Raw genomic sequence first — 12327 nt, forward strand, 5'->3', positions numbered from 1 at the left:
GGTCAACTAATCAAACCGCGATGTGACGTGGCTCGGCAATGCCTGGCCGATTTACGAGACAGAATCCAATGGCGCACGTTCAGTCGGTGAATTCGACCACAATGCCGGGCTTGACCATGCCGGCCAGTTCCTGCGCATCCCAGTTGGTAAGCCGCACGCAACCGTGTGAGCCGACCTTGTCGATGAGTGACGGTTCGGGGGTTCCGTGAATTCCGTAGGTCGGCTCTGTCAAATCAATCCAGACTGATCCCACGGGACCATTGGGACCGCCGGGTAGTTTCAGGATCTTCTTGTTCTTGCCCTGCTGGAAGTTGATTTTCGGATTGTAGATATACGGCGGCATCCGCGCGACGCCCTTGACCTTGTGCGTCCCGGTAGGTGATGGCGTCTCTTCGCTTCCGATGGTCGCCGGATAGGCAGCAATTAGTGCACCGTCTGCCGCAAAGGCTAGTACCCGTCCGGATTTTCTGTGAACTTCTATTTTTTTGACGGAGCCAGCCTTGGGACCACCTGGCATCGCAACGAGCACCGTCGCTCCGACTTTAAAGTCCACACCGGAATTCAGTGCCTTCAGCAGGTCTATGTCCATATGGAAACGTTCGGACAGTTTTTCCGCGATGCTTGTGTAGCCAAGATGTTTCATCTTTGCCTGCTTGGCGTAGTCCTTGGGAATTTTGTCTAGCAAGTCAGCGGCATCGTCCTCGGTAATCCGATAGGGTTGGATGACAGCCGCCTTGTCTGAAAGCCGTTGAACGACGTCCGGATCGAGCTTTCCGTCCGATGAAAGATTCTGCAAGGTTTCGAACCCGGCGACCGCCTTTGTAACGTTTTCACCGTAATGGCCGTCAATGACCCCGGGCGACGATCCCGCGCGGTCAAGGAGAACCTGAAGGCGGACAATGGCGGGGTCCGGCTGAGAGGGAGCATTCTGCGCGGGGCGCTCAGGCGGTATTGCCTGCAGCGAGGCGGAGTTGATCGCCTCCGCCGTAAGCTCATCCGCAGCCGCAGTCCCAAACAGTATGAGAACAATGGATGTTGCGAGAGCGATAGTCTTCATCATAGAAGTAAAATTGACATCGCACCAACTTGTTCCAAGCCTTCGCGCGATTTCGCTTTCAACCTGATAGCGCGCGTCGACGATGCCCGTCGGACGGCCTGGCGAGGGAACGCTCTCAGAGCGTGTCGCGCACAAGCTAGTGCTTGGAGCCAAGCGAAACATGCAAGACAGTTTTACGTGTACTACCTTCCAACTAGAGCAACGCTCTGGGGTCAGCGCTAGGCGCTGGTCCGCGGGACATGCCGGCATGAGCCATTCTGCGAAAGGGTCGGAAATGCAGAGCCCAATTTTTCGCCTGCCGACGCCGGGGCGATCAATGCCAATCCTGCCAGCGTCGCGCCCGCTGCTCTAATACGCAGACGGGATCGTTCATGTCGGCGACGCATCTCCAGCAACTGCAATCCGGCGCGGCTATGTCGGAGCGTCGAGCGTGGCCAGCACCCGCCATTCGTTCCGCGCCGAGATCGCCTCGTCGGCCCTAGATCGACGAGCGCTATGTACCGAAGCAGCTCGACCGGCAAGTATCTGTGTCGGTCCCCTTTGAAGGCCCTCGCCTGCCGCTACACCCCTCGTAAGGTGAAAACTTCGCGTCGGGGTTTCAGCTGACAGCTTAAATTGAAATCGACAGGTCAAAGGCACAAGAACTGCCCCGTTTACCCACCGCCGTGTAAGCGGGGCAAAATCGGTGGCAGCACGTTTGTCGTTGAAGACGGTGTGATTGTTGGGATGCACTACATCCGAACTAATCGTACCGGCGGAGAAAAACATGTTAGCAACCGCGGCTACGTGACAGACACGGCGGCAAGTGGTCGAGGCTTGGCTCGTCGGATGCACGAGCATTCGTCTGCTCACATAGTGCTTCTTGATTAATTGCAGGACATGGCAAAACGCTCTATTTTCCCTTGCAGGGCGCCTCGACGAGACGGGAGCGGGCTTGCCAGGCCGGACCGCCTCGGTTTCCGCACCAATCCCAGATGCCGCTCGACGATACGATCCAGGAGGAGACGTACGATGGGCGAAATGACGCCGGACAACATCATGCAGCTCGGGATGGGGTTCTGGGCCTCCAAAGCCATGCTCACCGCGGTCGAGCTTGGCGTCTTCACCGCGCTCGCAGCCGGCCCGGCCAACCTGCCCGACCTGCAGGCCAGGCTGCAACTGCATCCCCGCTCGGCCCGCGACTTCTTCGACACCCTAGTGGCCCTGAAGCTGCTCGAACGCGAGGATGGCCGCTATCGCAATGCCCCTGATACAGACCTCTTCCTCGACAAGGGCAAGTCCTCCTATATCGGCGGCATCCTCGAAATGGCCAATGCCCGGCTCTACGGTTTCTGGGGCTCGTTGACCGAAGCCCTGCGCACCGGCGAGCCGCAGAATGAAGCCAAGCAAAGCGAAGACTTCTTCGCCGCGATCTATGCCGAGCCGTCGCGGCTGCGCGGGTTCCTGGAGGCGATGAGTGGAATCAGCGCCGGTGCGGCCCAGGCGATCGCCGCCCGGTTCGACTGGTCGAAATACAAGACCTTCGTCGATGTGGGCGCGGCGCAGGGCATGGTGCCGGTGGTGATCGCGCAAGCGCATCCGCATCTTCAGGCCATCGGCTTCGACCTGCCCGCCGTGCAGCCTATATTCGACGAGTTCGTCGCCCGGCATGGTCTCGCTGACCGTATCCGCTTCCAAAGCGGAAACTTCTTTGACGGCCCGATGCCGAATGCGGATGTGATCTTGATGGGGCACATCCTGCACGACTGGGATCTTGCCGAGAAGAGGATGCTCTTGGAAAAGGCCTTTGCCGCACTGCCGAACGGCGGGGCCGTGATCGTCTACGATGCCGTCATCGATGACGAGCGCCGCTTGAACGCTTTCGGCCTGCTGATGAGCCTCAACATGCTGATCGAGACCCGTGGCGGGTTCGACTACACCGGCTGCGACTGCCAGGCCTGGATGCGCGACGCCGGTTTCGTGGCCACGCACGTCGAGCCGTTGCTGGGGCCTGACTCGATGGTGATAGGCTTCAAGCCCGACTGAGCGGAAACCGCGACCGCGGCCGGTGTTCCGCAATCTCGACCAAGGATGCGATGTCGATCGCCTGGCGCTGACGTGGTCGATGGCCTCGCGTCGCTCTTGAACTGAACAAGCTTCTCGACGATGAGATACCAAGCAGGCTGCCAGCGCGCAGCAATGAACCCCGCAGCCGCTTGGCTCGGCCGCACTCGGCGAAGTTGCCCCGAAGTGTAACTGGAGCAAATCCGGTGGCAGCGGGCATTCCTGTTTTCTGGAAGCCACCATTCACTCCTTTCATGACGAAGCGCCGCCTGCCCATGACCGAGCATGGCGATACGCTGCCGCTGAAGGCGCTGCGGGAGCTTGTGACTGGTCTGGTAGAACGGGCCGACCGGGCAGACATCCGGATCGAAAAACTCGAGACCGAAAACCAAAAGCTTCAAGACGATACCTGCCAGAAGTTGGGCCTGTCGTTCTGGCACTATCTTGGCGGTCGGCTAGGCACAGGCACACCCGGGCGGGCCGCTCCTCTGCTGGCCACGATAGTCGCTGCCAGAACCTCGGCACATCAACGGCGATCAGGATTGGGGAACGCAACGATCCTGTCCGACGCACCAGTCCTGTCTGGCTTGCCCGTCACGACATCATCCAGCGTATCGAGCACATGGGAGCCGGTGAGCGTCAGCAAAGTCGGCGACACATTCCATTGCCGCTCATCATCGGCATGCACCGTCACTGTCTTCTTGTTGCGGCGAATGACAACGCCCCGGATCGTCACCCCGCCCGGCCCTTGAAGGTCACGCCGCTTCCAACACGGATGTCCTGCAGCCTCTCGACGATACGGGCGTTGAGTTCGACGAGCGCCGCCTCGTCCAGGCTATCAATTTCGATACGCCGCATTGTCAGCCCCTCGCTTTTGTCGACGAGGCTATCCTGCCAGGGAGCGGTGACAGGACGCAACCCCAGTCTCCGATTTGCCCTGTCGTACGGCGGTGCCTCCGAATTTACCCCGCTTGCCCCGAAGTGCTCAACAAACCCGGCAGGGCATCAATCTGTAACCTACTGAAAGAACGAACTCAAACTGCTCAACGGAAGCCACTAGAGCATTTTCTTCCGTTAGTGGATAACCGCCAAATCTCGCCCTTTATGGGTCTGGATGAATGCCGCGGAGAGAAATGAAGCCCTTTGCAAGATCAAGTTACTACGCGCCAGCATATCACCTCGTCGGGCCCTGACGAACCGGCTTCTGTTCTTGACCACACGGCATTCGTGCGGCTACCGCCGGAGCGGCGCGTCTTGTATCGATCTAGATGCGGGCCTTGCCTGGCGAGACGTCGAGGATCGGTTCAGTCCCGCCTTCGTCGCGACGCCGGAACTGGCCCCTCCACGGTTCCCCGTGCCGACACGGTCATGCTCCCGATCTTGAGGTTTTCGAGATACGTCACGTCGCAGCGTCTGACGACGTCAGTCGTCATCTTGTGCCTGGGGTCTTTCGCGCGGCGCAGACCCGCGCCTTGAAGGCTGGCAGCGCCCATAGAGCAGCCCGATCAATACGCCATTGCTCGAACTTCGCCATCAGATTGATGATGAAGGTCGCCACAAACCGCGTTCCACATCATCACGAAAGATGGAGGACAGACAGGTGACGGACTGTGCAAGCGGCGCTGCGCTTCCACGTTGCTCAGTCGACCCAAGCCACCTGGAGGCAGATATATGGCGGTACTTTTTGGCATTGGAGTTGATCGGGAGTCTGGAATGAGCTAGCGCGTAAGCCCCCATATACCCCCCGCACTAGCCGCTCTTCAAAGGACCTGCGAATGGAACCGGACACCGTAACAATTGAAAGCCGCAATGACTTTGCCCTCTGGGCGATCGAAAAGGCTCGGGCAATCGTCGCTGAACAAGGCGGCGATCTGGCGATAGCGGCGCGTGACATGGACGAAAAGGCAATTGCGGAAACTGGCAATGCACTCGGTGCCGCGATCACGCAAGCCTTGCTGGAGGTCTATGACGGATTGACTCCTGCGGACGAAGACTAGCCAATGCAAATGCCGCCTGCCCTGACGGGTTGGCCCAAACTTGGCTGGGAAGAACCGGACGGCCGGCTAGGAAGTCTTCCTTTCATCACGCTAAGCAATCTGGCTTCGCTGATTATGGGAGTAAGCGGCGAGATCGAGCACATCGCCTTTCAGCTGCCGAACCGTTCAGGTCTGCTTTTTGCTCCCCAGATTCTTTTGGAGAATGCAAGAATTGCCAAACATGTTCGTCCGGTCATTCACTACCAGGTCGCAGCATATGACCCGCATAGGCAATGTTGAGGGAAGCTGCGCCGGTTCTTCGGTTCTCCGGGATATAAAGTCCTAGTTCCGGCAGAAGCACACACTCGGGTCCGCCCACACGAGACCAATGCCGGATGCAATCGCGCGGGCGGTTTGCCACCCCGCCAAGGTTCGGCGGTCCGAACCCCGGCTACCCAACGGTCTGGTGGCCGAGGAGCCCTCCCCGCCCGAAGAAGGCAACGGCCGCCTCCTGCCGCGCAAACACAGTGACCCGCCCCAGACCGCTCCGGGAACAAGAGCACCACGGCATCGTTTCCAATTTGGTTGCAATCACGCAACGCTACCAAGGAGGACGAAATGTCCATCAAGCTTGTTACGACGTCACTTCTGATCATCGGCCTTTCAGGCTCAGCATTCGGGCAGTCGAACCCCGCTCCTGCTGGATCCACCATGGACAAGAATCATGGGGCCGCCACTCAAACGACCAAACCCATGAAGATGAAAAAGGTCGACCCGATGAAGACCCACAGCACGACTCAGAATGTCAACAAGGAGAACTGCAAGTCGCTGAAGGGCAAGAACTCGCTGCAGACGCAGGGCGGCAACAGCAACACCGAGAATGTTGAGAATACGTGCGCCGATAACAACAACTGACAGCTCGTTGTTTCGCGCCGGGTGACGGCTCGAACCATGGGCCGTCATCTGCCACTCCTCTTCATTCACAGGGGCAAGCGACAACCTATGCGTCCCGGCGACTGAGATGCTGAATGTCTCAGGAGTTCTTCCAACAACTTCACCGCACCTGCGGTTCGCTTTGCAAAGCTCTTCGAAGCCTTTTTCGCTCCAGGCGACGCAATTCACAGGCTAATATTTTTGACAGCCGTGCAAACATCAAAATTATCGTTGAAAATCATTGAGTTGATTCGCATTTGCCGGATCGCGGCACACCTGCCAGCGTCCGAAGCCAGCCTATGATAAAGAATCGGCATATTAAGCCTTTGTTAACTAAAAACTTCTTGCGCCCGTTAGAGAATCGCATCTAAATCACGCTTATGATGCAGATCGCTTGAGAAAAGCGTTATTCCGGAAGATGGCAAGATATGAACATGGCACCAGTCTTCATCGAAGACCTTGATTTTGACAAGGAAATCCTTGAGCAGGGCGAGCTGATTTCTGACAAGCTGAACATGCTTCGGCTAGAGCAGTACCCTCCTAACGCGATGAAAGGGCTTCGGCAGTTTTCGTTGGCCGAGGTCGCCGAGTATCTCGGCGTTACGCAAAACCACATCAAGAAGCTTCACCTCGAAGGCAAGGGCCCTGCTCCCCAGGTCTCTGGCTCGGGACGTCGGTCTTACACTGCCGAACAGATGATGGATTTGCGCCGCTATCTCGACAGGCATGGCCGTTCGGATTTCAAAAAGTATGTTCCTCACCGCCGCAATGGTGAAGGCTTGCAGGTCATTTCCGTCGTGAACTTCAAGGGCGGCTCCGGAAAGACGACTTCGGCAGCGCATCTTGCCCAGTATCTGGCTCTGACTGGTCACCGTGTCCTCGCCATCGATCTTGACCCGCAGGCATCGATGACAGCCCTCCATGGGATTCAGCCGGAACTCGATCGAAATCCCTCACTTTACGAAGCACTGCGTTACGACAGCGATCGCAAGTCGATCACGGAACTCATTCGTCCTACCAATTTCCCGGGGCTTGATATTGTTCCCGCCAATCTGGAGCTTCAGGAATACGAGTATGAGACACCGCTTGCGGCATCCAGCAAGAACCTTCAGGAAGGCAAGCTCTTTTTCACGCGGATCTCGAATGCCTTGAAGGAAGTCGACGATCGCTATGACGTTGTGGTGATCGACTGCCCCCCGCAGCTTGGCTACCTCACCCTGACGGCACTCACGGCGTCAACGGCCGTTCTGATCACCGTCCATCCCCAAATGCTTGACGTCATGTCGATGAGCCAGTTCCTCCTGATGCTTGGTGGCATCCTTGAATCGATCAAGAGCGCCGGCGCTTCGGTGAAGCTGAAATGGTTCCGCTACCTCGTGACACGCTACGAGCCTACCGATCAGCCGCAGGCGCAGATGGTCGGGTTCCTTCAAGCCCTTTTCAACAAGCGCATGCTGAAGAACCAGATGCTGAAATCGACGGCAATTTCAGATGCCGGGATCACCAAGCAGACCTTGTACGAGATCGAGAAGTCTCAGTTCACCCGGTCAACCTATGAACGTGCCGTCGAAAGCCTGAATGCGGTCAATGGCGAGATTGTTTCCTTGATCCATAATGCGTGGGGACGGAAGTGAGGTTTTTGACAGCCGTGCAAACCGCGGAAAAATTGTTTTCTTTCAGAGGGATGGGCACTCACAACGGAGACGGAAATGGCTAGAAAAAACCTTCTTGCGAGCGTGACGGCGACGTTGGGCGACGATGTCGACCGCGGCGCCCCGTCTGCGTCCGAGGCCCGGGCGTCCTATACACGGCGAGGGGCCTCCAGGTCGATGATCCAGTCGCTGGATGAGCTCGCCGAGACGTCCATGCGCGTCCTTGATGGCGAGGCGGTCATTTCGCTCGATCCCGGCGATCTCGATGGGTCTTTCGTTGCCGATCGAATTGGTGACGACGATGAGGCCTTTGAGAACCTGAAGGAGGCCATCCGTCAGTCCGGGCAATCGACCCCTATCCTGGTGCGGCCGCATCCGAGCGATGAGGGCCGATACATGATCGTATTTGGCCACCGCCGAGCCCGTGCAGCCCGGGAGCTGGGGTTGAAGGTGAGAGCAGTCGTCAAACCGCTCGCCGATATCGAACATGTGATCGCCCAGGGCCAGGAGAACACGGCTCGCGCAGATCTGACCTTCATTGAGAAGGCGATTTTTGCGAGCCGGCTCCAGAGAAGTGGCATGTCGAGGGAGGTTTTGAAGACGGCCCTCACGGTCGATGACAGCCTGTTGTCGCGAATGCTTTCTGTCGCCGAGATCGTTCCGGACACAGTTCTTGACGCCCTCGGAGCAGCCAAGGGTGTTGGACGAGACCGCTGGGAAGAGCTGAAAAAGCTGGTATTGAACCCTTCGATCAACGCGCGCGCGCGCGAGGCTGTGCAGGACCAAGCATTCCTCGCATGTGAAACAGATGAAGCGAAGTTTCTCTTTCTTCTTTCCGCATTGAAATCAGCCGGAAAATCGAATCGCCGTAGCAAGCAGACACGGGCAGGTACCGCATGGACACCGTCGGACCAGTCCGTGAGTGTCCTGGCAACGCCAAAGGGCAACGGCCTCGTTATGGAATTTGGAAATCCGAAGGGCAAATCCTTCGGGCAATGGCTCTCCAGCAACCTAGAAAGCCTATTCGAGCAGTATTCGCATTCTGAAGAGAAACAGCAAACGGGAGATTGAACAGCAAAAGAAAAAGGCCCCCTCAACGTTGCCGCCGTGGAAGCCTTCCTCTGATCTAGACAACCAGAGAATCGCACTTCCTCGAATCACAGTCAAGAGTCTTTGGCACCGTTTTGGTGAGCAGATTTCTTTTGCCTTCTGAAAGGTGAAGGAAAATGCAAGGTGAACATGTGACGACGCCCTTTGGGCGGCGGCCGATGACGCTTGCGCTGGTGAAACGGCACACCGCCGTATCCGAAATCAGCCAGGGCAAATCGGTAAACAAATGGAGCGTCTTTCGTGACGTCTCTGAAGCTATGCAGTCGCTCGGCCTGAAAGACCGCAGTCTGGCTGTGCTTGACGCGCTGTTGAGCTTCTATCCCGAGAATGAGCTTCGCCAAGACGCCCAACTCGTCGTCTTCCCGTCAAATGCGCAGCTTTCGCTCCGTGCCCACGGCATAGCGGGCGCCACACTTCGCAGGCATCTCGCGTTTCTCGTTGAGGCGGGCGTGATCCTGCGTCGGGACAGTGCCAATGGCAAGCGATACGCCCATAGGGGCAGGGGAGGGGAGATCGAAAGCGCCTATGGTTTCGATCTGTCGCCCCTGCTGTCGCGCGCTGAGGAGTTCGCGGGCATTGCCAAGCAGGTCGTTGCGGAGCGCACAGCCACGCGCAGGGCAAGGGAGAGTTTGACCATCTGCCGGCGCGATGTGCGAAAGCTCTTCGGCGTCGCCAAGGAAGAAGGCATTGAAGGCGACTGGCAGATGATCGAGGTGGCCTATCAGGACCTCGTGGATAGGATTTCCCGCTCACAATCGCTCGATGGTATCCATGTCATTCTCGACGGTATGCGCCGTTTGCAGGCAAGGATCATCAATATCCTGAAATTCCACCAAGATTTGGATAATTCGAGCTCCAATGACGCTCACAATGAGCACCACACACAGAGTTCTAATACCGAATCTTATCTTGAATCTGAAGCATCCGCGGAACGGCCAGTTCGGGTCAGCTCGATCGGGGAGGAGCCTCCACCATCCACGTCCAGCCAGGCACTGCCGCTCAGTCTTGTTTTGAAAGCATGCCCTGATATCGCCGCCTATGGCCCGCGCGGTGTGATTAACAGCTGGAGGGACCTGATGAATGCGGCTGTTGTCGTCAGATCGATGCTCGGCGTGAGTTCAGCGACGTTTGAAGACGCCTGCCACGCAATGGGCCCGGAGAACGCGGCTATTGCCGTGGCCTGCATCCTGGAGCGAGGTCGGTGTATCAACTCGGCTGGCGGATACCTGCGGGATCTGACACGCCGTGCCCAGCGAAAGCAGTTTTCACCAGGACCGATGCTCATGGCCCTGGTTCGAAAAAGCATGACCGGAACACGGATAATCTCTCCATCACCTGATGAGGAATAGCGTCTCTCTAAACCCACTGTTTCAGCGATCCCGGCGAAATTCCATGGACGTTTCTGACCACAATGCGTATAACAATGTCACGTCGAACGCCGGAAGCTGCTGACCCGATTCGACATTCCGAAGCCAGGTGGCGGCCCTTCTCAACACTATCTTCACAAACGGTTCTGCAGGCGATAGAAGCGCCTATACGAACGAGCGGAAGGGAACGGCCGGTTTACTTCCGTTATCGCTTCCGGCTTCAACGGAGCGAAGCGGTTACGGATTGCGCAACTCGGCCAACATCGGTGCCCACGGAGCAGTGGCTAGCGAATGCGACTGGCCACACTCACCTGCGCGCGAGGTAGAAGACCGGCGCGGATCCGATCTGTTTTCGCCAACAAAGGCGCAGCAGGTTCCAACGCAGGAGCATCAGTTCGTCGCAACATTTCATACCGCTCTTGGGCCGCACTGTAGCGCAGGACGGCGTCATAGGCGCCATCGGCGATGAACTGCCCGATCGCAGCGTCGATCTGATCGAGCAACGGCTCGACCTGGGAGGCGTCGCCGGTGCCCTGATCCGTGAGCGCATGCGCAATGATCTCGCCACTACCGGCGTCAAGCGCCAGATGCAGTTTGCGCCAGCCAAGGCGGGATTTTGCGCCATGCTTTTCTTCCAACCATTGGCCCGCGCCGTAGATCTTCAGCCCGGTGCTATCGACCAGAACGTGAAGAGCTCCATCCGCGATGGGCTGACGGTCATTGCCTTTGGCAGGTGGCCTCCAGGTTCTTGCCCGCCGGCTGAGGGTGGTGTGGTCGGGCACGGGAAGCTCCAATCCCATCAGGGCAAACACCATGCTCAGCGTCAAGGTAGTTTCGATGGCGAGATCCGGATAGCGCCGCTGACCACCGCGTGTCGTGCGTCTTGGCGCAACCCATCCGGCAAGTGCTTCCGGCGTCCACAGCGTCAGACTGCCGCGACGGCGAAGGCCCGCCTCATGTTCCCGCCAGTTCGTCACCTTGAATTCATCTTGCCAATACGATGACGGCGGGCGGCGTTATGCTTCGGCGGCATGGTGTGCGGATCCATCACGCTGGTTGCGATCGCAAACCCATTGAAGCGGATCAAGGAAATCGGCAAGGAGCTTGTAGCCGACGAAGAACTCGCGCAGAACATAATGGAAACGCTGAAGATGCAGGGGCGTCGAGCAGTTCGGCGATTTCGCTATCCAGATCCGCTTGAACATCATGACAACGCCTGGAGAGCAGTCAATGATCCGCCGCAAGGCCTATGGATTGATTAAGAAATCGTTCGACGCCAACGGTATAAAGTTCGCCTTTCCTACCGTCATGGTCGCGGGCGGGGGCGATACGGCGGCGGCAGTGGCGCAGAAGGCCTTGGAATTAGTCAAGCCGCTGCCGGCCGATCAGTCCGATTCCGCAGCTTGACACGCCGGCGACACGATCGGTACCAGCGTGATCTTCCTTGATTTGGGACACGAGCAGGTCGCGTCGGAGTGTTCGGCCAGTCGTGCCGTTCGTGCCGCCGCCTTAGCATCGTTCGCCGTTTACTCAGACATTTCGCCATATAGAAGTCATCACGAAGGCCACTTTGGGCCGACAGCGTACGATGGCTGTCGTCGGAATAGCGCCCCAATAATGGTCATCGGGCCACCGGTCGCTGTCACTGCAAAACGGACATGACGCAGTGACAACACGGGTCGCAGTTGTCCAGAAGCGGTCGCCCTTTCGCGCTAACGCTTGCATCTTGTTGAGTGATGCATGAGAACACAGCGTCGCTCCCTTGCAGGTTGGCGGGCAGTATCACACAGTTTCCCTACTATCGAATTGTATTGCCCGCCTAGCGTATGTTTCCCACAGCGTGCTGCGCGAGGAGGATCGTGCGAATGGCGGGTGCCTTGGATTCTTCGCAATCCTTTCGCCGACTAGCTTCAGCCGCCAACCCGTTTGCTCGGCGGGGAAACCTGTATGCGCTGAACGTCATACGGATAAGTCGCATCCTTGAAAGTCAGGATTTCGACGCGACAGATCGAACGCGCGACTTCCTGACCTATATCGTCGAAGAAGCCATCGCCGGCCGTGCCGACCGCATTAAGGCTTACGCCATTGCGACCGCCGTCTTCGGAAAGGACCGCATTTGACGCCCACTCGGACCCAATCGTTTGCATCGAGGCCGGACATCTGCGCCGTGCGCTAGACAGATACTATCT

General features: G+C 57.8%; 13 protein-coding genes and 1 pseudogene. 9 read left to right on the forward strand and 5 right to left on the reverse strand.

What is annotated here, in order from left to right; genetic code table 11:
- Positions 1–79: 79 nt before the first annotated feature.
- Positions 80–1060 (reverse strand): L,D-transpeptidase, encoded by a 981-nt coding sequence (locus FHT77_RS16885; protein WP_183756094.1) that lies wholly within the window; start codon positions 1058–1060, stop codon positions 80–82.
- Between the two features lie 1008 nt (positions 1061–2068).
- Here FHT77_RS16885 and FHT77_RS16890 point away from each other — a divergent pair.
- Positions 2069–3082 (forward strand): methyltransferase, encoded by a 1014-nt coding sequence (locus FHT77_RS16890; RefSeq protein WP_183756095.1) that lies wholly within the window; start codon positions 2069–2071, stop codon positions 3080–3082.
- 544 nt (positions 3083–3626) lie between these two features.
- Here FHT77_RS16890 and FHT77_RS31340 read toward each other — a convergent pair.
- Positions 3627–3836 carry a hypothetical protein gene (locus FHT77_RS31340; protein WP_246719880.1) on the reverse strand — a complete coding sequence of 70 codons (210 nt, stop codon included), beginning with the start codon at positions 3834–3836 and terminating at the stop codon, positions 3627–3629.
- The gene (locus tag FHT77_RS31345; RefSeq protein ID WP_246719882.1) at positions 3833–4018 is read right to left on the reverse strand and encodes a hypothetical protein; all 186 of its coding nucleotides are present in this window, start codon (positions 4016–4018) and stop codon (positions 3833–3835) included. Before FHT77_RS31345 ends, FHT77_RS31340 begins: the two co-directional genes overlap by 4 nt.
- Positions 4019–4875: 857 nt before the next feature.
- Here FHT77_RS31345 and FHT77_RS16900 point away from each other — a divergent pair.
- The 6 genes from FHT77_RS16900 (at position 4876) to repC (ending at position 10120) form a co-directional block, all read left to right on the forward strand.
- Positions 4876–5097: a hypothetical protein gene (locus FHT77_RS16900; RefSeq protein WP_183756096.1), complete on the forward strand. Its 222-nt coding sequence runs from the start codon at positions 4876–4878 to the stop codon at positions 5095–5097.
- Between the two features lie 3 nt (positions 5098–5100).
- Positions 5101–5376: a hypothetical protein gene (locus FHT77_RS31350; RefSeq protein ID WP_246719884.1), complete on the forward strand. Its 276-nt coding sequence runs from the start codon at positions 5101–5103 to the stop codon at positions 5374–5376.
- A 318-nt stretch (positions 5377–5694) separates the two neighbouring features.
- Positions 5695–5991: a hypothetical protein gene (locus FHT77_RS16910; RefSeq protein WP_183756097.1), complete on the forward strand. Its 297-nt coding sequence runs from the start codon at positions 5695–5697 to the stop codon at positions 5989–5991.
- Between the two features lie 446 nt (positions 5992–6437).
- Positions 6438–7643 carry a plasmid partitioning protein RepA gene (repA, locus tag FHT77_RS16915; RefSeq protein ID WP_183756098.1) on the forward strand — a complete coding sequence of 402 codons (1206 nt, stop codon included), beginning with the start codon at positions 6438–6440 and terminating at the stop codon, positions 7641–7643.
- Positions 7644–7718: 75 nt separating this feature from the next.
- Positions 7719–8732 (forward strand): plasmid partitioning protein RepB, encoded by a 1014-nt coding sequence (gene repB / locus FHT77_RS16920; protein ID WP_183756099.1) that lies wholly within the window; start codon positions 7719–7721, stop codon positions 8730–8732.
- A 155-nt stretch (positions 8733–8887) separates the two neighbouring features.
- Positions 8888–10120 carry a plasmid replication protein RepC gene (repC, locus tag FHT77_RS16925; protein WP_183756100.1) on the forward strand — a complete coding sequence of 411 codons (1233 nt, stop codon included), beginning with the start codon at positions 8888–8890 and terminating at the stop codon, positions 10118–10120.
- A gap of 443 nt (positions 10121–10563) precedes the next feature.
- Here the strand turns inward: repC and FHT77_RS16930 are convergent.
- A pseudogene (locus FHT77_RS16930) lies at positions 10564–11171 on the reverse strand (IS5 family transposase); the annotation flags it as partial.
- Positions 11155–11346: a hypothetical protein gene (locus FHT77_RS16935; RefSeq protein ID WP_183756101.1), complete on the reverse strand. Its 192-nt coding sequence runs from the start codon at positions 11344–11346 to the stop codon at positions 11155–11157. The pseudogene FHT77_RS16930 and the gene FHT77_RS16935, both read right to left, overlap by 17 nt.
- Positions 11347–11368: 22 nt before the next feature.
- Here FHT77_RS16935 and FHT77_RS16940 point away from each other — a divergent pair, with 22 nt between their 5' ends.
- Both FHT77_RS16940 and FHT77_RS16945 read left to right on the forward strand, forming a co-directional pair.
- Positions 11369–11545: a hypothetical protein gene (locus FHT77_RS16940; protein WP_183756102.1), complete on the forward strand. Its 177-nt coding sequence runs from the start codon at positions 11369–11371 to the stop codon at positions 11543–11545.
- A 458-nt stretch (positions 11546–12003) separates the two neighbouring features.
- Positions 12004–12258, forward strand: a complete 255-nt coding sequence (locus FHT77_RS16945) for a hypothetical protein (protein ID WP_183756103.1) — start codon at positions 12004–12006, stop codon at positions 12256–12258.
- Positions 12259–12327 lie beyond the last annotated feature (69 nt).

Source organism: Rhizobium sp. BK181 (assembly GCF_014193305.1).
Taxonomy (GTDB): Bacteria; Pseudomonadota; Alphaproteobacteria; order Rhizobiales; family Rhizobiaceae; genus Rhizobium.